This is a genomic window from Nocardioides sp., from assembly GCF_047607365.1.
GTDB lineage: Bacteria > Actinomycetota > Actinomycetes > Propionibacteriales > Nocardioidaceae > Nocardioides.
In genome coordinates, this window is the sequence record NZ_JASGDD010000190.1 from 32,922 (window position 1) to 51,570 (window position 18,649).

The 18,649-nt window shown below is 71.2% G+C and carries 21 protein-coding genes; 13 read left to right on the plus strand and 8 right to left on the minus strand.

What is annotated here, in order from left to right; translation table 11 throughout:
• Positions 1–4: 4 nt before the first annotated feature.
• The gene (gene cysC, locus QM572_RS14680; RefSeq protein ID WP_415094384.1) at positions 5–1,378 is read right to left on the minus strand and encodes an adenylyl-sulfate kinase; all 1,374 of its coding nucleotides are present in this window, start codon (positions 1,376–1,378) and stop codon (positions 5–7) included.
• Positions 1,379–1,401: 23 nt separating this feature from the next.
• On the opposite strand from cysC, the gene QM572_RS14685 reads away from it, so the two are divergent.
• The 6 genes from QM572_RS14685 (at position 1,402) to QM572_RS14710 (ending at position 5,296) form a co-directional block, all read left to right on the plus strand.
• Positions 1,402–2,364: an asparaginase gene (locus QM572_RS14685; protein ID WP_415094386.1), complete on the plus strand. Its 963-nt coding sequence runs from the start codon at positions 1,402–1,404 to the stop codon at positions 2,362–2,364.
• Between the two features lie 58 nt (positions 2,365–2,422).
• Positions 2,423–2,818: a helix-turn-helix domain-containing protein gene (locus QM572_RS14690; RefSeq protein ID WP_415094388.1), complete on the plus strand. Its 396-nt coding sequence runs from the start codon at positions 2,423–2,425 to the stop codon at positions 2,816–2,818.
• Between the two features lie 12 nt (positions 2,819–2,830).
• Positions 2,831–3,223, plus strand: coding sequence for a hypothetical protein (locus QM572_RS14695; protein ID WP_415094390.1), 393 nt, complete (start codon positions 2,831–2,833; stop codon positions 3,221–3,223).
• Between the two features lie 52 nt (positions 3,224–3,275).
• Positions 3,276–3,557 (plus strand): DUF2516 family protein, encoded by a 282-nt coding sequence (locus tag QM572_RS14700; RefSeq protein WP_415094392.1) that lies wholly within the window; start codon positions 3,276–3,278, stop codon positions 3,555–3,557.
• 35 nt (positions 3,558–3,592) lie between these two features.
• The gene (locus tag QM572_RS14705) at positions 3,593–3,958 is read left to right on the plus strand and encodes a phosphomannose isomerase type II C-terminal cupin domain (RefSeq protein WP_415094394.1); all 366 of its coding nucleotides are present in this window, start codon (positions 3,593–3,595) and stop codon (positions 3,956–3,958) included.
• 654 nt (positions 3,959–4,612) lie between these two features.
• Entirely contained in the window at positions 4,613–5,296 is a 684-nt protein-coding gene (locus tag QM572_RS14710; RefSeq protein WP_415094396.1) for a hypothetical protein, read from the plus strand.
• 120 nt (positions 5,297–5,416) lie between these two features.
• Here QM572_RS14710 and QM572_RS14715 read toward each other — a convergent pair whose 3' ends face one another.
• Both QM572_RS14715 and rfbB read right to left on the minus strand, forming a co-directional pair.
• On the minus strand, positions 5,417–6,838 hold the full coding sequence (locus tag QM572_RS14715) for a sugar nucleotide-binding protein (protein WP_415094398.1): 1,422 nt from the start codon (positions 6,836–6,838) through the stop codon (positions 5,417–5,419).
• A 3-nt stretch (positions 6,839–6,841) separates the two neighbouring features.
• Positions 6,842–7,870 (minus strand): dTDP-glucose 4,6-dehydratase, encoded by a 1,029-nt coding sequence (gene rfbB, locus QM572_RS14720; RefSeq protein ID WP_415094400.1) that lies wholly within the window; start codon positions 7,868–7,870, stop codon positions 6,842–6,844.
• 43 nt (positions 7,871–7,913) lie between these two features.
• Between rfbB and rfbA the strand changes: the two genes are divergently transcribed.
• The gene (gene rfbA / locus QM572_RS14725; RefSeq protein ID WP_415094401.1) at positions 7,914–8,777 is read left to right on the plus strand and encodes a glucose-1-phosphate thymidylyltransferase RfbA; all 864 of its coding nucleotides are present in this window, start codon (positions 7,914–7,916) and stop codon (positions 8,775–8,777) included.
• 36 nt (positions 8,778–8,813) lie between these two features.
• On the opposite strand, the gene QM572_RS14730 is transcribed toward rfbA, so the two are convergent.
• Both QM572_RS14730 and galE read right to left on the minus strand, forming a co-directional pair.
• Positions 8,814–10,271 (minus strand): sugar transferase, encoded by a 1,458-nt coding sequence (locus QM572_RS14730; RefSeq protein ID WP_415094403.1) that lies wholly within the window; start codon positions 10,269–10,271, stop codon positions 8,814–8,816.
• A 131-nt stretch (positions 10,272–10,402) separates the two neighbouring features.
• The gene (gene galE, locus QM572_RS14735; protein ID WP_415094405.1) at positions 10,403–11,362 is read right to left on the minus strand and encodes a UDP-glucose 4-epimerase GalE; all 960 of its coding nucleotides are present in this window, start codon (positions 11,360–11,362) and stop codon (positions 10,403–10,405) included.
• On the opposite strand from galE, the gene QM572_RS14740 reads away from it, so the two are divergent.
• The 5 genes from QM572_RS14740 to QM572_RS14760 are packed head-to-tail and all read left to right on the plus strand — an operon-like array spanning position 11,361 to position 15,091.
• Positions 11,361–12,293: a glucosyl-3-phosphoglycerate synthase gene (locus QM572_RS14740; RefSeq protein WP_415094407.1), complete on the plus strand. Its 933-nt coding sequence runs from the start codon at positions 11,361–11,363 to the stop codon at positions 12,291–12,293. The genes galE and QM572_RS14740 overlap by 2 nt on opposite strands.
• Positions 12,294–12,317: 24 nt before the next feature.
• Positions 12,318–13,178, plus strand: coding sequence for a dihydropteroate synthase (folP, locus tag QM572_RS14745; RefSeq protein WP_415094408.1), 861 nt, complete (start codon positions 12,318–12,320; stop codon positions 13,176–13,178).
• On the plus strand, positions 13,175–13,714 hold the full coding sequence (locus QM572_RS14750; RefSeq protein ID WP_415094410.1) for a hypothetical protein: 540 nt from the start codon (positions 13,175–13,177) through the stop codon (positions 13,712–13,714). The genes folP and QM572_RS14750 overlap by 4 nt, the downstream gene beginning before the upstream one ends.
• A complete protein-coding gene (locus QM572_RS14755) occupies positions 13,707–14,315 on the plus strand; it encodes a dihydrofolate reductase family protein (protein WP_415094412.1) in 609 nt (202 codons plus the stop codon). The genes QM572_RS14750 and QM572_RS14755 overlap by 8 nt, the downstream gene beginning before the upstream one ends.
• Positions 14,312–15,091 carry an enoyl-CoA hydratase-related protein gene (locus tag QM572_RS14760; protein WP_415094414.1) on the plus strand — a complete coding sequence of 260 codons (780 nt, stop codon included), beginning with the start codon at positions 14,312–14,314 and terminating at the stop codon, positions 15,089–15,091. The genes QM572_RS14755 and QM572_RS14760 overlap by 4 nt, the downstream gene beginning before the upstream one ends.
• A gap of 394 nt (positions 15,092–15,485) precedes the next feature.
• On the opposite strand, the gene QM572_RS14765 is transcribed toward QM572_RS14760, so the two are convergent.
• The 3 genes from QM572_RS14765 to QM572_RS14775 form a co-directional block, all read right to left on the minus strand.
• Complete coding sequence (locus QM572_RS14765) at positions 15,486–16,055, minus strand: TetR/AcrR family transcriptional regulator (protein ID WP_415094416.1); 570 nt, start codon at positions 16,053–16,055, stop codon at positions 15,486–15,488.
• A gap of 84 nt (positions 16,056–16,139) precedes the next feature.
• Positions 16,140–16,712 (minus strand): mismatch-specific DNA-glycosylase, encoded by a 573-nt coding sequence (locus QM572_RS14770; protein WP_415094418.1) that lies wholly within the window; start codon positions 16,710–16,712, stop codon positions 16,140–16,142.
• Entirely contained in the window at positions 16,709–17,359 is a 651-nt protein-coding gene (locus QM572_RS14775) for a hypothetical protein (protein ID WP_415094419.1), read from the minus strand. Before QM572_RS14775 ends, QM572_RS14770 begins: the two co-directional genes overlap by 4 nt.
• A gap of 56 nt (positions 17,360–17,415) precedes the next feature.
• Here QM572_RS14775 and QM572_RS14780 point away from each other — a divergent pair, with 56 nt between their 5' ends.
• Positions 17,416–18,597, plus strand: a complete 1,182-nt coding sequence (locus QM572_RS14780; RefSeq protein WP_415094421.1) for a site-specific DNA-methyltransferase — start codon at positions 17,416–17,418, stop codon at positions 18,595–18,597.
• The last annotated feature ends 52 nt before the right edge of the window (positions 18,598–18,649 follow it).

Sequence of the window (18,649 nt, forward strand, 5' to 3'; positions counted from 1 at the left end):
GACCTCAGGCCAGAGCAGGAAGCACCGAAGACAACAGACGAGTGATCTGCTCGGCGCACGCCCGTGCTGCCTCGGGGCCGCGGCGGTAGGGGTCGGTGACGTCAGTGCCGGAGCTCGCGGCGCCGCGGTTGCTCGCCAGCCGCTCGAGCACCTCGTCGCGTCCCAGCCCCGGCTCGACCCGCTCCAGCGCGGCCGCGGCCTGGCCCAGGGTGAGCACCTTGCGGAAGAGGCCGGGGTGGTCGTCGAGGATCCAGGTCCGGTGATGCGCCTCGGCGGTCAGGATGAGGTCCGCGTCCTCCAGCAGCGCGCGCGTCACCGGCTTGCTGCGGAACTCCGCCGCCGAGGCACGGGCGAGGTGGGCCGCCATGTCGGCGTCCATCGGCTCGGCGTCGAAGCCCATCGTGCCGGCGGAGTCGAAGACGAGGCCCTCGAGCCCCATCGCGCGAGCGGTCAGCTCCATGAAGGGGCTGCGGCAGATGTTGGCCGTGCAGACGAACAGCACCTTCAGCGGCTCGGTCGGCCCGGCTGGATCCGTCGCCCGGCCGTCGACCAGGGCCTCCACCCGGGCCACGGCCTCGGCGACCGGGACCTCGACGGTGTCGATCACGAGATCGGCGTCCTCGGGTGCCTCGTAGGGGCTCGAGATCCCGGTGAACTCGGGGATCTCGCCTGCGCGCGCCTTGGCGTAGAGGCCCTTGCGGTCGCGGCGCTCGCACTCCTCGAGCGACGTCGCGACGTGCACGAGGACGAACCGTCCCCCCGCCTCCTCGACCATCCGGCGTACGTCCTTGCGGGTCGCGTCGAAGGGGGCGATCGGGCTGCAGATCGCGGTGCCGCCGTTGCGGGCGATCTCCGCCGCCACCCATCCGATTCGGCGGATGTTCGTCTCGCGATCCTCCTTGCTGAAGGTGAGTCCCGCGGACAGGTGCCGGCGTACGACGTCGCCGTCGAGCGACGTGTAGAGCCGGCCGCTTGCGTCGTAGGCCTCCATGAGCGAGCGCGCGATGGTCGACTTGCCGCTGCCGGACAGGCCGGTGAAGAAGACGACGAGGCCACCGCTCGGCTTCGGGGCGGCCTCGACGACCACCGGGCCGCCGAGCCGCCCGAGGACGGTCGCGGCCTCGGGGTCGTCGGGTGCCATCGGGATCGCGACCGTTCCGGTGGGCAGCCCGGCCAGCGCGGCACGCCGGTCGCGGAGGTGGCCGACGAACGCGACCCGCCGGGGGCGGCCGGGCGCCGGCGCGAGCACGAGCGGTGCGCCCTCGGCGTCCACCAGCTCCGCCTCCTCGGCGATCTCGTCGACGGGTCCGTCGACGAGTCCCCAGTGCACGAGCGTCAGCCGGTCGACGACGGACTGGGGCGGATGGATCTGGGTCACGGCAGTGATCTTAGGGTTGAGCCATGGCGGAGGTGCTGGCGGAGATCGTCCGGTCGGGGTTCGTCGAGGGCCACCACTACGGCACTGCGGTGACCCTCACGGCCGACGGCGACGTCGGCCTCAGCGTCGGCGATCCGGGGGCCGCCTTCCTCCCGCGATCGGCGAACAAGCCGCTCCAGGCGCTCGCCATGCTCGGGCTCGGCCTCGACCTCGAGCCGCACCAGCTGGCACTCGCCTGCGCCTCGCACGCGGGGGAGGAGATGCACCTGCGCGTGGTGCGCGAGATCCTGGGCGGCGCCGGCCTCTCCGAGCAGGCGCTCGGCAACATCAAGGGCTACCCGTTCGACCCGTTCGACTCCCGGGTGCGCGACGACTGGGTCCGGGCGGGCCGCGAGCCCAGCCGGATCGGGCAGAACTGCAGCGGCAAGCATGCGGCCATGCTCGCGACCTGTGTGACCCGCGACTGGCAGCTGTCCGGCTACTTCGAGTTCGATCACCCGCTGCAGCTGGGCATCAAGGCGGGGTTCGAGCGCGTGACCGGCGAGCCCGCCGCCGTGACCGTCGACGGGTGCGGGGCGCCCCTGCTCTCGGTCTCGCTGGTCGGCCTCGCGCGGGCCTTCCGCTCGCTCGCGCTGGCGGGCGACGGCGACGAGTGGAAGGTGGCCACCGCCATCCGGTCCTATCCCGAGCTCGTCTCCGGGACCTATCGCGACGAGCTCCGGCTGCTGACCGCCCTGCCGGGCGCGATCGGCAAGCTCGGTGCCGAGGCCGTGTACGTCGTCGCGCTCGCCGACGGGCGCACCGCGGCGCTCAAGATCGACGACGGCGGCGACCGTGCGAGGCCGGTCGTCATGGCCGCCCTGCTGCGTTCGCTGGGAGTGGACTCGGCGGAGGTCGACGCGATCGGGACGCACGTCCTGACCGGTGGCGGCGTTCCGGTCGGGGAGATCCGAGCCGCGTCGTCGGTGGGCTCTTTACCGATGTGACCAGTGCCACCGGCGTACTGCTTGCAACTGTTAGCACTGTGTTAGCAGACTGGTGAGCATGGCCAAGAGCAAGGGCATCCCGGTCGCCGCAACGGCGCGCGTCCTGGGTGAGTACCTCAAGGAGCAGCGAGTCACGGCGCATCTCTCGCTGCGCCAGCTCGCTGACCTGGCTGGCGTGTCGAACCCCTACCTCAGCCAGATCGAGAGGGGACTGCGCAAGCCGTCCGCAGAGGTGCTGCAACAGATCGCCAAGGCTCTGCGGATCTCCGCGGAGTCGCTCTATGTCCGTGCCGGCATCCTCAGTCCCGAGGACGGCGTGGGCGGCTCAGTCGAGCTGGCCGTGTTGGGAGACAGTCGACTCACCGAGCGGCAGAAGCAGTCGCTGCTCGATGTCTACGACTCGTTCCTGGCACTCAACGAAGGCGCCACTGAGACCGTCGCCACCAACCATTAAGAGGAGATTGCAATGCCGAAGATCGCCCTGCCTGACATCAAGCTTCCCGAGGTCAAGCTGCCCAAGTACCCCAAGATCGAGCTGCCCTCGGTGAAGCTGAAGGCCGTCAAGCTGCCGACGGTCAAGCTGCCCGAGTTCAAGCTGCCGGAGTTCAAGAAGCCCGACGTCAAGCTCCCGGAGCTCAAGCTCACCGTCGTCACCGAGTCGCCGCTGGTGAAGCGTGGCGAGGAGATCGTCGCCAAGCTCCGCAAGAGCGAGCCGGCGAAGAAGACGACTGCCGCCAAGAAGACGGCCACCAAGAAGGCCACCACGGCCAAGAAGACCGCCGCCAAGAAGGCTCCGGCCAAGAAGACCACCACGGCGAAGAAGACCACGGCCAAGAAGGCTCCGGCCAAGAAGGCCTGACACGACGCCGACCTGGCGACGTACCTCGACGGACGCTCAGTAGGATCCAGCCATGGACCTGCTGGGCGTTCCGTCGTTGGTGGAGAACGTGGTGTTCTACGTCCTGCTGGCCGTCAAGGTCTTCGCGTTCGTGAACTCCCTGCTCTGGTCCTCCGAGCACTACCGGGCCGCGGACAAGTGGACCAAGCCCGGCTGGGCCATCGTGCTCGGGATCGCGGCGGGTCTGCAGCTCGTCGTGGGTATCCCCGTGATCGTCAGCCTGGCGCTCACGATCGCCGCCTTCGTCTACCTCGCCGACGTGCGTCCTGCGATGGCGTCGCTCCGGCGTCGCTGACGTCGGTCGCTCGCGGAGCCGCTAGGGTTGCGCGCGTGATCGGGGATCAGGTCGGCGACCGCGACGAGCGACCGTGGGGCACCTGGGAGGTGCTCGCCGTGGGCGAGGGCTACAAGGTCAAGCGGATCCGCGTGAACGCGCAGTCGCGGCTGTCGTACCAGACCCATGAGCACCGCGGCGAGCACTGGGTCGTCGCCGCCGGGACCGCCACCTGCGTCCTCGACGGCGAGACCGTCGTCGCCTCGGTGGGCGGGTGCATCGACGTGCCCGTGGGCGTGCCGCATCGCATCGGCAACGCCCACGACGAGGAGCTCGTGATCATCGAGGTGATGCGCGGCTCCTACGTGGGCGAGGACGACATCGTCCGCCTCGAGGACGACTTCGGGCGCGCCGGCGCCTGAAGCGAGGGCGGAGCGGGCGCGCTGCGGCTGACGGCTCATCGGCCGTCTTTCCCGCCTTTTCACACGCGTCGAGGGACCTTTCGGCCCTTCTCGGCTGCTCTGAGGGGCCGGAAGGTCCCGTCGGGGTTGGGATTTCGGGAGTGGCGGGTACGCCGGCGCGACCGCGTCTGTGGATAACCAGCGCCGCCGCGTGCGGAGGTGGCGCACGCTGTGGGCATGGGTCGCCGAAGGGATCATGTCCAGTTGACGCCGAGCGAGGACGGGCTCGTCGTGCCGGTGCGCGTCGACCCTGCGGGTGAGCGCGGTCCGACGAGGAAGCAGGCGCGAGGACCGGCGTGGCGACGTACGTCACAGGGCCTGTACGTCCCGTCCCACGTGCCGTCGACGCCGCACCAGCGGATCCTCGAGGCCTCGATGCGAGTGCCGGCCGGTGGTGCCGTGACCGGGTGGGCGGCGCTGCATCTGTGGGGAGCGCGGTGGAGTGAGGGGGTGAATGCCGATGGGACGTTCCGGCCCGTCCCCGTCGTCGTTCCCGGCCATCGGATCCGGGCCGTGCGGGAGATCGAGCTCTCGGAGGAGTCTCTCCCGAGTTCACTCCCTGTGTGGGACTTCTCGGCCCGTAGAAGGCCGTGGGAACGGCCGGATGGTCCCCCTTTGGGTGGGAAAACGGACTTCCTCGGGATCATCGGCCGCTTCGTGGTCACCTCGCCGCTGAGGTCGGTCTGCTACGCGGCGAGGCACGCCCCCGACGTACGGGAGGCGGTCGCCTGGATCGATCGCGCCACCGCCGCGGATCTCGTGTCGCGCGAGGAGATGCGGGAGTTCGCCGCCGGGCTCGACGGGATGCGCGGTGCCGGGCAGTGTCGCCGGGCGATCGACTGGGCAAGCGAGAACTGCTGGACGCCGACGGAGTCGGCGATGCGCATGATCCTCACCCTCGATCTCGGAATCGGTGGGGTGGTGAGCAACCAGCCGGTGTTCGACGGGCGGGGTCGCCATCTCGGAACGCCCGACCTACTGGATCCGGTGGCCGGGATCGCGTGGGAGTACGACGGCGAGGTCCACTGGCGGCAGCGGGCCGCGGACCTCCGGCGCGACAGCCGGTTCCGTGCGGCGGGCATCGAGACGGTGTCGATGGTCGGTGCCGACCTGGGCGATCCGACCGATTTCGTGCAGCGCACGGAGCTGGCCTACGAGGCGGCGGCTCGGCGGCCGGCCGGCTCTGCGGCCTGGACGGTGAGGGCGCCGCAGCGGTGGGCCTCCACTACGACGGTCGAGCGGCGTCGGGCACTGGACGACCGGAACCGGGATCGACTGCTCGGGTGGCAGGTCGCGTAGGCGGCGTACGGCGGCCGATGTGCTCCGAAAACCCACCGCTGGAGGGACGTAACGGCCGCGGAGCGAGGCCGCGAGGGGCCATAAGGTCCCCGGATGGGTGTGAAAACGGGGGCGTCCGCCTCAGCTGAGGTAGGCGTGCAGGGCGTCGAGCTGGGCGGGGGGCTGGAAGCCCGTCGCCTCGAGCTTGTCGAGCGCGAGCACCGAGTTCAGCGGACGGGGGCTGATCGGCTTGCCGGAGCCCGCGGCGTCGCGGAAGTAGTCCTCGGTGCTGGTCGCCCCGACGTCCTCCCGCGAGCGGCCGGCGACGGCGAAGACCTCGGCGGCGACCTGCTGCCAGGAGAGCGGCTCCCCTCCGGAGGTCACGTTGTAGGTGCCGTACGGCGCCTCGGAGCCGACCAGGTGGGCGATCGCGTCCGCGAGCGTGGTCGTGAAGGTCAGCCGTCCGATCTGGTCGTCCACGACGGCCGGCGAGACGCCCTGCTCGGCGAGGGACTTCATCGTCAGCACGAAGTTGCGGCCCTCGCCGATCACCCACGAGGTGCGCACGACGTAGTGGCGCGGCGTGGTCGCCACCGCGATGTCGCCGGCGGCCTTCGACTGGCCGTAGACGCCGAGAGGCGAGAACGGCTCGTCCTCGGTGTGGATCTCGGAGGTGCCGTCGAAGACGTAGTCGGAGGAGACGTGCACGAGGGTGAGCCGGTGCTCGGTCGCGGCCCTCGCCAGGAGCGCGGGGGCGACGGCGTTGGCGGCCCACGCGATGGCGCGGCCCTCGGGGGTCTCGGCCTGGTCCACGGCGGTGTAGGCGGCGGCGTTCAGCACGACGGCGTACTCGCTCCAGGGCCATGCCTCGACGGCTTCCGGGGACGAGACGTCCAGGCTCTGCACATCGCCGTCGGCGGGGCCGAGGTCGACCAGGTCGGCCTCGGGGAAGACGGCGGCGAGCGCGCGGCCGAGCTGGCCCCTGGCGCCCACGATGAGCGTCTTCTTCGGCTTCATCGGCGTCACGTCGGCGAGCCGGGGGTTGGCGCGGTCCTTCTCGGAGATCTCGACCTCGTCGGATTCCAACGGGATGGGCCACGCGATCGCGGCGGTCTCGTCGGCGAGGTTGAGCGCCGGGTAGGTTCGCCCGGCCACGAAGTGGTCGTTGACGAGATAGGAGTAGACGGTGCCGTCCTCGAGCGCCTGGTAGGAGTTGCCGACCCCGCGCGGCACGAAGACCGCCACGTCGGGCCCGATCTCGATCGAGAACGTCGCCCCGAGCGACGGGCCCTCCCGCATGTCCACCCAGGCGGCGAAGACGCGGCCGGTGGCCACCGAGACGAACTTGTCCCACGGCTCGGTGTGGATGCCGCGCGTCGCGCCGCGACTCGCGTTGAAGCTCATGTTGTTCTGCACCGGCCCGAAGTCGGGCAGGCCGAGCGCGGTCATCTTCGCGCGCTGCCAGTTCTCCTTGAACCAGCCGCGGGCATCGCCGTGCACCGGCAGGCGGACGACGAGCAGGCCGGGGATGTCGGTGGGGTCGACGCTGAGCTCGGTGGACATCGATCAGTGTCCCTTCGCGGCGTACTTGGCCTCGGTCTCGGCCTTGTGCGGGCCCCACCAGGCCTCGTTGTCGCGATACCAGTCGATGGTCTCGGCGATGCCGGCCTCGAAGTCCTGGAAGGCCGGCTTCCAGCCCAGCTCCTCGCGCAGCTTGGTGGAGTCGATGGCGTAGCGCAGGTCGTGACCGGGACGGTCCCTGACCCACTCGATGTCGTCCGCGTCGCGGCCGAGGTAGGCGTTGATCGCGCGGACGACGTCGACGTTGCTCTTCTCGCCGTCGGCGCCGATGAGGTAGGTCTCCCCGATCCGGCCCTGCTCGAGGATGGTGAGGACGGCCGAGGAGTGGTCCTCGGTGTGGATCCAGTCGCGGACGTTCAGCCCGTCGCCGTACAGGCGCGGCCTGCGGCCCTGGAGGATCTCGGTGATCTGGCGGGGGATGAACTTCTCGATGTGCTGCCAGGGGCCGTAGTTGTTGGAGCAGTTCGAGATCGTCGCCCGCACCCCGAAGCTGCGCACCCACGCCCGGACGAGGAGGTCGGAGCCCGCCTTCGTCGAGGAGTACGGCGAGGAGGGGTTGTACGGCGTCGACTCGGTGAACCGCTCGGGATCGTCCAGCTCCAGGTCGCCGTAGACCTCGTCGGTGGAGACGTGGTGGAAGCGCGTCTCGTGCTTGCGCACCGCCTCGAGCAGCGTGTAGGTGCCGACGATGTTGGTGATGAGGAAGGGGCTCGGGTCCGAGAGCGAGTTGTCGTTGTGCGACTCGGCGGCGTAGTGCACGACGGCGTCGGCCTCGGCGACCAGCGGGTCGACCGTGCCGGCGTCGGCGATGTCGCCGACCACGAGCGTCACCCGGTCCTCGGGCAGCCCGGCGAGCGACTCCTCCGTCGAGGCGTAGGTCAGCTTGTCGAGCACCGTGACGTGGTCGTCGGTGTGTCGGACGAGGTGGTGGACGAAGTTCGAGCCGATGAAGCCGGCACCACCCGTGACCAGAATTCGTCGACCCGACCCAGAACTGTTCGAAAGCTTACGCACCGCGCCACCCTAGCGGGGCCGGGTTTCTCTAGGATGACGCAGCGTGAAGGGAATCATCCTCGCCGGTGGCACCGGCTCGCGCCTGCACCCCATCACCCTCGCGGTGAGCAAGCAGTTGATGCCGGTCTACGACAAGCCGATGATCTACTACCCGCTGTCCACGCTGATGCTGGCGGGGATCCGGGACATCCTCATCATCACCACCCCGCACGACGCCGTCGCCTTCGAGCGGCTGCTCGGCGACGGCTCCCAGCTCGGGGTCGACATCAGCTACGCGCAGCAGCCCTCTCCCGACGGGCTCGCCCAGGCCTTCACCATCGGCGCCGACCACATCGGGGACGACCGGGTCGGGCTGGTGCTCGGCGACAACATCTTCTACGGCTCCGGGCTGGGGTCGCAGCTGGCGCGCTTCGAGACCCTGGAGGGCGCGGCCGTCTTCGGCTACCGGGTCGCCGACCCGTCGTCGTACGGCGTCGTGGAGTTCGACGAGAACAACGTGGCGATCTCCCTGGAGGAGAAGCCGGAGAAGCCCAGGAGCAACTACGCGGTGCCGGGCCTCTACTTCTACGACAACTCGGTGGTCGAGCACGCCGCCGCGCTGAAGCCGTCGGCCCGTGGCGAGCTGGAGATCACCGACCTCAACCGGATCTATCTCGAGGCCGGCACGCTGTCGGTCGAGGTGCTGCCGCGCGGGACGGCCTGGCTCGACACCGGGACGGTCGGGGACCTCAACGAGGCGGCCAACTACATCCGGGCGATCGAGCACCGCCAGGGCACCAAGATCGGCGCTCCCGAGGAGATCGCCTGGCGGCGTGGCTGGCTGAGCGACGACGAGCTGGCGCGGCTCGCGCAGCCGCTCGTGAAGAGCGGGTACGGCGCCTACCTGCTCGGCCTCCTGGAGCGCTGAGCCCGCGGCAGGAGGCGGTCAGCGGACGGCGGGCCGTCAGTAGGCGCCGCGGGAGCTCATCACGGCCCCGACGGTGCGCGCCAGGATCGAGAGATCCTGCGTCATCGACCAGTTGTCGATGTAGTACAGGTCGAGGCGGACCGACTCCTCGACCGTCAGGTCGTTGCGGCCCGAGACCTGCCAGAGGCCGGTCATGCCAGGGCGGACGTGCAGCCGCCGGCGGAGGACCTCGTCGTAGAGCGCGACCTCCCGCGGGACCTGGGGCCGCGGGCCGACCAGGCTCATGTCGCCGAGGAAGACGTTGAAGAGCTGCGGGAGCTCGTCGATGGAGAACCGGCGCAGCCAGGTGCCCGGCTTCGTGATGCGGGGGTCGTCCTTCATCTTGAACAGGAGTGCGTCGACACCCTGCTCGGCCTGGAGCTGGGCGACCATCGCCTCGGCGTTGACGACCATGGTCCGGAACTTGAAGCAGCCGAACTCCCGACCGTCCTTGCCCACCCGGGTCTGGCGGAAGAAGACGGGTCCGCGGTCGTGGAGCTTCACCTGAAGCGCGGCGAAGGCGATGATCGGGGCGAACGCGAGGATGAGGGCGCCCGACCCCAGCAGGTCGAAGGAGCGCTTCGCCCAGCGACCGGCGAACTCGTAGCGCGGCGACTCCATGTGGATCATCGGGAGTCCGCCGACGGGGCGGGTCCGGACGCGCTCGGCGGCGAAGTCGGTCATGGCGGGGGCCATCACGAGCTGGGTGTCGTGGGACTCGAGCTCCCAGACCACCTTGCGGAGGTCGGCGGCCGAGCGGCGGGAGCCGCCGGTGAAGAAGATGACGTCGATGCCCTCGAGGCCGACGATGTCGTCGTGCCGGTCGGCGTCGCCGAGGATCGGGATGCCCGACGCGGTCTCCGTGCCGGGGACGCCGGCGGGCGTCAGGGCGCCGACCAGGTGGTAGCCGAGCCACTTCTCGCGGCGCAGCACGGCCGCGACGTCGTCGATCTGGGCCTCGCCGCCGGCGATCACGACCTGCTGGAGCAGCGCCCCGTTGGCGCGAGCCACGTGGAGCGCGCGGCGCAGCATCCAGCGGCCGGCGAGGAGCAGGATCGTGCCGATGACGAAGATGAGGACGAAGAAGCCGCGAGACAGCTGGTACTTCATCAGGTAGCAGGTGACCCCGACCAGGGCGGCGGTGTAGACGCCCGCGTTGAGGATCCGCTTGAACTCGTCGGTCCCCTCGCCGAAGACCGACCGTCGGTAGCCGCCCACGATCGCGATCATGAGGATCCAGCCGACGGCGAGGAAGGGCGCGACGTCGTTCACCATGCTGGTGAGGTTCGTCGACTCGTCCAGCCACGTGAGGTTGGCGCGGCCGATCATCGCGGCGATGCTGGCGATGAGCAGAAGGACCATGTCGATCCCGAAGGCCGTCACCGGGAGGGCCTGGAGAGCGCGGCTGGGCGCGCTCTTCGCCAGCCGTGTGCTGCGTTCGGACAGGATCGTCACGTTCCCACCCCCGTGGAGTTCTCGTTCGTCACGATATCGATCGTCGGGCCCGATCGCGACTCAGCTCACTCTAGGGAAGATCGCCCTTTGGAACGTTAACTTCACGAAAACCTTGGACAGTGTGTGCGGGATCACGCCCGTGGGGCGGACTCCCAGGCGGTGCGGACCATGTCGACCAGGGAGTGGCGCATCCACCAGTCGAGATCGCGGCGGGCCAGCTCGCCCGTGGCGACGATCCGTGCCGGGTCGCCCGGTCGCCGTGGCCCGATCTCGGGCTCGAAGTCGATGCCGGTGACCTCGCGGACGGCGTCCATGATCTGGCGCACCGACGCCCCGTCGCCGGAGCCGAGGTTGTAGACGGGCTCCAGCGCCTCGCCCGCCTCGAGGCGGCGGGCGGCGACCACGTGGGAGCGGGCGAGGTCGGAGACGTGGACGTAGTCGCGCACGCAGGTGCCGTCGGGCGTCGGGTAGTCGTCGCCGTTGATCCGCGGGGTCCGGCCCTCGGCGAGTGCCGCGAAGACGAGCGGGAACAGGTTGTGCGGGCTGGAGTCGTACAGCTCCGGGGCACCCGAGCCGACGACGTTGAAGTAGCGCAGGCTGGTGTGCCGGAGGCCGTGGGCTCTCGCCACGTCGCGGATCAGCCATTCGCCGATCAGCTTGCTCTCGCCGTACGGGCTCTCGGGGGACGTGGGGGTGGTCTCGGTCACGAGGTCGACGTCGGGGGTGCCGAAGGTCGCGGCACTGCTGGAGAAGACGATCGCCCCGACGCCCTGCGCGAGCATCGCCTCCAGGAGGGTGCCGGTGCCCTGCACGTTCTGGGCGTAGGTGTGCAGGGGGCGGCTGACGCTGACGCCGGCGTACTTGAACCCGGCGAGGTGGATGACGCCGGTGACGCCGTGGTGGTCGAGCGTCTTCTCCAGGAGCGGCTGGTCGAGGATCGTGCCCTCGACGAAGGGCACGTCGTCGGGCACGAAGCCGGCGTGACCGGTGCTGAGATCGTCGAGCACGACGGGGGCGAGGCCGTCCTCCAGCAGCGCCTTCACCACGTGGGAGCCGATGTAGCCCGCTCCGCCGGTCACAAGCCAGGTCATGGGTGGAGGGTACTTTGAGGCGGTGCTCGGCATGCATCGCTGGTCGGACTGGACGCTCTCGGAGCTGGTGGAGCTCAAGGGCGCCCAGCGGGTCTCCCTGGTGGTCCCGGCCCGCAACGAGGCGGCGACCGTCGGGTCGGTGGTCTCCCGGGTGCGGGCCGCGCTGGTCGAGTCGGTGGCTCTGGTCGACGAGATCGTGGTGATCGACTCCGACTCGGTCGACGCCACCGCCTCGGTGGCCGCCGCGGCCGGGGCGGCGGTCTTCGCGTCGTCCTCGATCCGGCCCGACCTGGGGTCGTATCCGGGCAAGGGCGAGGCGATGTGGAAGTCGCTCTTCGTGACCACCGGCGACGTGATCGTCTTCATGGACGCCGACCTCGTCGAGTGGGACGCGCACTTCGTGCCGGGGCTGCTGGGACCGCTGCTGTCGTGCTCGTCCGTGGACCTCGTGAAGGGGTTCTACGAGCGGCCCGGCGAGCGCGGCCCGCTGGACGGCGGGCGGGTGACCGAGCTGGTCGCACGGCCCGCGCTCGCCCTGTGGTGGCCCGCGCTCGCGGGCGTGGTGCAGCCGCTGGCGGGGGAGTGGGCGGCCCGGCGGTCGCTGCTGGAGTCGCTGTCGATGCCGGTGGGGTACGCCGTCGAGATCGCCGCCCTGATCGACACGCTGTCGCTGCGTGGCGTGGAGGCGATCGCCCAGGTGGACCTCGGGGTGCGCGGTCACCGGCACCAGGCGCTGCTCGACCTGGGCGTGATGGCCGCGCAGCTCCTCGCCGCGATGGACCGGCGTCGGGTCGGCGTCGGCGGAACGGCCGGCGCCTCGGTGGACCTGGTGCAGTGGGCACGCGGAGCGACCGGCGCGATCGAGCCGGCCGTGGCCGGCGTACGCGTGGCGGAGCGTCCGCCGGCCGGAACGGTCGCTCCGGCGGGCTGAGGGTGCCTCAGTAGGGTCGGAGCCATGCTGCGGCTGGGGGGGCACACGTTCGGGGACGACGAGACGCTGATGATGGCGATCGTCAACCGGACGCCCGACTCGTTCTTCGACAAGGGGGCGACGTGGGAGGAGTCGGCGGCGCTGGCCCGGGTGCGCTCGGTGGTCGCGGAGGGCGCCGAGATCGTCGACATCGGTGGGATCAAGGCCGCTCCCGGCGTGGAGATCCCGGAGGCCGAGGAGCGCGCGCGGGTCGTGGACTTCGTCGCGACGGTGCGCGCTGAGTTCCCGGAGCTCGTGATCTCGGTGGACACGTGGCGGGCCTCGGTGGCCGACGCGGTGTGCGCCGCGGGCGCCGACGTGATCAACGACGCGTGGGGCGGCGCCGATCCGGAGCTCGTGTCGGTCGCGGCCGCCCACGACGTCGCGCTGGTGTGCACGCACACCGGCGGCGCCGCGGTGCGGACGCGGCCCTACCGGCGGGAGTACGACGACGTGATGGCCTCCGTCGTCGCCGACTGCCTCGCCTACGCCTCACGGGCGCTGGCCGCCGGTGTGGCGACCGAGTCGATCGTCATCGACCCCGCGCACGACTTCGGCAAGAACACCTTCCACTCGCTCGAGGTGACGCGGCGGCTGGGGGAGATGACGGGTCTGGGGTATCCGGTGCTGGTGTCGCTGTCGAACAAGGACTTCGTCGGCGAGACGCTCGACCTGCCGGTCGGGTCGCGCCTGATCGGGACGCTCGCCGCCACCGCCGTGTGCGCGCTGGCGGGCGCGCGGATCTATCGCGTCCACCAGGTGGGCCCGACGCGGGAGACCGTCGACATGGTGTGGTCGATCGCCGGGCGGCGTCCGCCGGCGCGGGCCATCCGGGGGTTGCAGTGAGCTTCGCGCGGATCGTGCTGGTGCCCGGCGTGCTCGCGCTGAAGCCGGAGCTCGCCTCGCTCTCGGACCCGGTCCCCGAGCTGCGGCGTGCGGTCCTGGCGGCGCTGGAGTGGGTCGGGCCGTCGCCCGTCGTGGCCGGCGACGCCCAGGGGGTCGTGGCGGCGCTCGGTCACGGTCACCTCGGGTGGCCGGCACCCCCACGACGGGCCGACGTCGCCGTGGTCTCGGGGGAGGGGCTGGTCGTCGTCGGGAACGGGTCGGCCAAGCGGAGCGAGCGGGCGCCGGGGCACTTCGACGAGCGGGCGGCGGGCTTCGACGACTGGCTGCGCGAGGCGCTCACCGTCGAGCCGGGACTGCTGGCCGATCTCGACGTCGCGCTCGCCGAGGATCTCTGGGCCGACGTCGGGGCACTGCCGGTGCTGGCACGAGAGCTCGGCGAGGCGGGCCTGGTGTCGGTGGACTACGACGACGACCCGTACGGCGTGAAGTACTGGGTGATGAGGTGGGAGGTCTCCGATGACGACTGGCGTGGGTGACGCGGATGACGCGGATGACGGGGGCGCTCGGATGCGCGCGCTGATCGGCGAGGCGTCGTGGGAGTGGCCCGACGGGCCGTGGCTGCGGGTCACCATGGTGAGCTCGGCCGACGGCGCGGCGACCGGCTCCGACGGGCTCTCCGGGTCGATCAACAACGAGGCGGACGCGGCGGTCTTCTCCGCGCTGCGCGAGGGTGCCGACGCGGTGGTCGTCGGCGCCGGCACCGCGCGCGCGGAGGGCTACGGCCCGGCGGGGAAGCCGCTGATCGTGATCGGCCACGCGCTGCCGGACTCGCTCGAGGGGGCTGACGGCGTACGGCTCGTCGAGGGCGGTGAGGCCGAGGATCTGCGCTCCCTCGTCGCCGGCCTTCGCGCCGAGGGGCTGGACTCGCTGCTGTGCGAGGGCGGCCCGTCGCTGCTGGGCACGCTGTTGAAGGCGGGTCTCGTGGACGAGCTCTGCCTGACCTTCACGCCGCGGATCGTCTCCGGCGACGGCCGGCGGATCGTGACCGGTGCGCCGCTCGACGTGCCGCTCACGCTCACCGCCCTCGTCGAGGCCGACTCGACGTTGATCGGGCGGTGGCTAGTCTCCTCCGCGTGACCGACACGACCGCATCGCCCGCCGACGAGCTGCTGATCCGCCGTGAGGGCGCGGTCGTGGAGGTGACCTTCAACCGGCCGGAGCGGATGAACGCCTTCAGCTTCGCGATGTACCGGGGCCTGCACGACCTCTGCGACACCCTCGCCGCCGACGACGAGGTGCGGGTGCTCGTGCTGCGGGGCGCGGGCGGCCGGGCGTTCGCGGCGGGAAACCAGATCTCGGACTTCCTGGAGCGGGACGCGGTCGACTACGAGGGCTGGCTGCAGGAGCTCTTCGTGAAGATCCAGGGCCTGCCGCAGGTGTCGATCGCCGTGATCGACGGCGTCTGCGTCGGGGGCGGACTCGCGGTGGCGACCCACTGCGACGTCCGAGTGGCCTCGCCGTCGGCACGCTTCGGCTACCCGATCGGACGGACGCTCGGGAATGCGCTGTCGTCGGGAGTGCTCTACCGCTGCGCCTCGATCTTCGGCGAGGCGCTGACCCGCGAGATGCTGCTGACCGCGCGCCTGATCGGCGCTGATCGCGCGTACGCCGTGGGTGCGCTCGCCCACGTCGGCGAGGACCTCGACGCCGAGGTCGCGTCGATCGTGGCCTCGGTGACGTCGATGTCGCGGGTCACGATCGGCCAGACGAAGAAGCAGCTCGGGCATCTGGTCTCGACGCTGGAGGTGGCCGCCGACGGCGAGGAGGCCGAGCTCCGCGCCATCTACAGCGGGCCCGACTTCCGCGAGGGCGTCCGGGCGTTCATGGCGAAGGAGAAGCCGAGGTTCGGCTGACCCTGCGCGGCAACGCTCATTTCCGTCGGGGCGGCCCCACCCTCCGAAATTCAACGGGTGTTTCTCCGCCTCCGCTGCCTCCATCGACTGCTGTGCCTCCGCCGGCTGCGTCGGGCTGGCAACGGACGTTTCCACGCCGCGCGGCCCGCACGTCGGATCAACGGGTGTAGCGCCACGCGCCTTGTCGCGCCCTCGGGTGAACATTCGTTCGCCGCACACGCGTTGCCTGTGTTCCCGAGTTGCCTGTGTTCCCGCGTTGCCCGAGCGGAGCGGCAACGAGTGTTGAATCGGCGGGCCGGAAACGATCGTTCAACGGGCGAGCCGGAGCCGTCCGGCACGGAAACGAGTGTCGAATCCGGCGCCCAGGCGGCCGCGCGGGGAAACGGACGGTGCCCTACGAGGCGAGATCGGGCGGCGGGTATCTGCTGCGGAAGTCGTCGTACGTTCGAGTCCAGAGCGTGAGCCACGGCTCGTGACTCGTCGACTGCTCACGGCGGGCCACGGCGTCCCAGATGCCGATCAGGTAGGCGTGGATCGCGGTGACCGTCAGGTCGGACAGGCCGTCGCCGAACGCGGCGCGGAGGATCGCCCACTCGTCGGCGAGCAGCTGGTCGAAGACCTGAGCGACACCCGCGTCGTGACGGGCGAGCTCCGCCCAGGCCATCCGCAGCCGGAGCCGCGCGGTGTCACCATCCGCGTCGACGCCCGGGACGAACCCTCGGCGGCGCCAGCTTCCGCTGACCATCTGGCTGCGGAGCTCGTAGGTGAACCGGTAGGCGGCCGGGTAGGCGGCGCGACGAGCCAGCTGACCGCGGCCGCCGAACCACTTGGTGAGCGTCGCGGGACTCACGTTCGCCGCGGCCGCGATCGCCCGGGAGCTGGGAATCTGGAGGCCTCCTCGGACGAGGAGGTGCTCGAGCGCCTGCCGGGCGTGGTCGCCCTCGAAGTCGGTGAACGGTTCCATGACCAGGACGGTAGGCGGCGCGCGGCCGAGTCTCGACCCCCGGCCGATCGGGCTGTGGACAACTCCGCGCCGGGGCGAGGGACCTCAGAGGATGCCGGCGGCGCGGGCGGGGGCGGCGTACTTCTCCGCCAGGGTGGCGACGGTCTCGTGGGCGTTGAGGCCGCTGGGGTTGGGCACGACCCAGACCTCGGTGGCGCCCCAGCGGTCGGGCTGGAGCCCGGGGACGGCCTTCGGCAGGCCGAAGGCGGCGCGGTAGGCGGTGATGCCTGCGACGGCCACGACGGGAGGCTGCAGGCGGTCGACCAGCTCGCGGAGGCGGAGGCCGCCGGCGGCGTACTCCTCCCGGGAGAGCTCGTCGGCGCGTGCCGTGGCGCGGCGGACGATGTTGGTGATCCCGATCCCCCGCTCGACGAGGTGGGCCCGGTCGGCGTCGGTCATGCCGGTCGAGGGGATGTCGAGGGTGATGATGCCGGCGGCGCGGAGGGCGGGGTAGAAGCGGTTGCCGGGATGCGCGAAGTGGGTCTGCGTGGCGGCGGTCCACAGTCCCGGGTTGATGCCGACGAAGAGCAGCCGCAGGCCCGGGCCGATGAGGTCCGGCACCTCGACGTCGCGGTAGGACTCCAGCTGGGCGCGGGTGAAGGTCGGTGCGATGCTCATGACGGGCCTATCGTGCCCTGCTCGTCACAGGAGTTGGCGCGCAGGACCCGCAGGCCCTCCAGGTCGCCCGGCCCGAACTCGGTCCGGCCCACGTTGTCCTCGTTCATCAGCTCGCCGTCGTCGTGGACGTGCGCGAGTCCGAGCACATGGCCGAGCTCGTGCATGACGATCGCCTGCCGTTCGGCCAGATCGGGCGTGTCGGCGTACTTCACCGAGTCGAGCATGATCGAGCCGGTGCCGTAGTGGGCGCCGTCCGGGCCGACGACGCTGCCGCCCAGCCCGATCACGTCGCCGGCGAACTGGCCGGCCTCGCTGGAGTTCGCGAAGCCGATCAGCACCGGGCCCGAGCTGCCCGGGATCCGGTGCGCGTCGAAGTTCCGGTCGGGCGTCATGCCGTCGAAGTAGAACCGGAAGCCCGTGGCCGCCGACACCTTCCCGATCGCCCCGTCGACGACCGTGCGGAAGTCGTCGGGCAGCTGGGCCTCGCTGATCAGGTAGTGGATCGGGCCACAGCCGTAGGTCATCCCGCCGTCGCGCAGCTCGTAGGGCCCCTCGGTGTCCGTGGCCTGCAGCGAGCCGCGCCCGGCGACGACGGCGACCAGCACGCCGACGCTCGCGCCGGCGAGGCGCCAGCCCGCCCTGCTCACGACGCGATCCCCACGTCACGACAACGTCCGGCTCCGCCGGGCGTTACCGTCGGATCGTGCCGGCGACGAACACCTTCATCGAGGGGGACAACCTCGCGGTGCTCGCGAGCATGGGCGAGGCGTCGTACGACCTGATCTACATCGACCCGCCCTACAACACCGGCAACGACTTCGCGTACGCCGACAGGCACGCGGACTGGAGCGCGATGATGCGCCCCCGGCTCGTCGAGGCCCGGCGCGTGCTGGCGCGGACGGGCGCGATCGCGGTCTCCATCGACGACAACGAGCAGGTCGCGCTCCGGCTGCTGATGGACGAGGTCTTCGGCCGCGAGCAGCTGCTGGCGCAGATCGTGGTCAACCTCAACCCCAAGGGGCGGCAGCTGGGGAGGGGCTTCGCGCTGTCGCACGAGTACCTCGTGGTCTATGCCCGCGACGCCCGCGCGTGCGTGCTCGAGGCGTCCTCGCCGGCGCTGGTCGACGAGGCCGACTTCCCCCACGCCGAGGGCGACGGCGGGAGGCGCTTCCGCCACCTCCCCCTGCGCAACACCAACAAGCGGTTCAACCCGGTCAGCGCGCCGACGCTGCACTTCTCCGTGTGGGGCGACCCCGAGACGGGGCGGGTCGCGACCGAGCCGTTCGACGGCGCGATCGAGATCAAGCCGGTCTTCGGCGACGGGGCTCCGGCGGTGTGGCGATGGAGCCCTCCGCTGGTGGCGGCCCGCGCGGCCGATCTCGTGTGCCGCCGGGTCAGAGGAGTGCTGGGGGAGCGGGTCGACGTCTACCAGAAAGACTGGCTCGACCTCGTCGACGGCCGGGCGCGACGCAAGAAGCTGCGCACGATCTGGCTGGCCGAGGAGATCGGCTCGACCGACGTCGCGGTCGCGGAGCTGAAGGCGCTGTGCGGTCACGTCTTCGAGACGCCGAAGCCCACGGGCCTCCTCCGGCGGCTGCTCGACACGATGCCCGCCGACGCGCGGGTGCTCGACTTCTTCGCCGGATCGGGCACGACCGGTCACGCGGTCGCCCTGGCCAACGTGGCCGACGGCGGCACCCGCACCTGCACGTCGGTGGACGTCGGCGTCCCGGTCCGCGCGGGCTCCAACGCAGCCCTCGCCGGGCACGCCACGATCGCCGACATCACCCGCGCCCGGCTGCGGGCGGTCGACGCCGCCCTCGGCGGCGGGCTGGAGGAGCTCGTGCTCCCGGTCGCAGCGCACGAAGCCGGGTCGCGAGGATGAGGGGCGCGTCGCTGCGCCGCGCGCTCGCCCGTTGGCGCGCGCGGCGGTGGCA

Excerpts from the sequence above, each read along its gene's own strand:
- QM572_RS14770 (WP_415094418.1), bottom strand. The coding sequence starts at position 16,712 with ATGAGCATCGCACCGACCTTCACCCGCGCCCAGCTGGAGTCCTACCGC.
- QM572_RS14715 (WP_415094398.1), bottom strand. The coding sequence starts at position 6,838 with ATGTCCACCGAGCTCAGCGTCGACCCCACCGACATCCCCGGCCTGCTC.
- QM572_RS14685 (WP_415094386.1), top strand. The coding sequence starts at position 1,402 with ATGGCGGAGGTGCTGGCGGAGATCGTCCGGTCGGGGTTCGTCGAGGGC.
- QM572_RS14740 (WP_415094407.1), top strand. The coding sequence starts at position 11,361 with ATGGGTGGAGGGTACTTTGAGGCGGTGCTCGGCATGCATCGCTGGTCG.
- folP (WP_415094408.1), top strand. The coding sequence starts at position 12,318 with ATGCTGCGGCTGGGGGGGCACACGTTCGGGGACGACGAGACGCTGATG.
- QM572_RS14690 (WP_415094388.1), top strand. The coding sequence starts at position 2,423 with ATGGCCAAGAGCAAGGGCATCCCGGTCGCCGCAACGGCGCGCGTCCTG.
- QM572_RS14765 (WP_415094416.1), bottom strand. The coding sequence starts at position 16,055 with ATGGAACCGTTCACCGACTTCGAGGGCGACCACGCCCGGCAGGCGCTC.
- QM572_RS14700 (WP_415094392.1), top strand. The coding sequence starts at position 3,276 with ATGGACCTGCTGGGCGTTCCGTCGTTGGTGGAGAACGTGGTGTTCTAC.
- galE (WP_415094405.1), bottom strand. The coding sequence starts at position 11,362 with ATGACCTGGCTTGTGACCGGCGGAGCGGGCTACATCGGCTCCCACGTG.
- QM572_RS14695 (WP_415094390.1), top strand. The coding sequence starts at position 2,831 with ATGCCGAAGATCGCCCTGCCTGACATCAAGCTTCCCGAGGTCAAGCTG.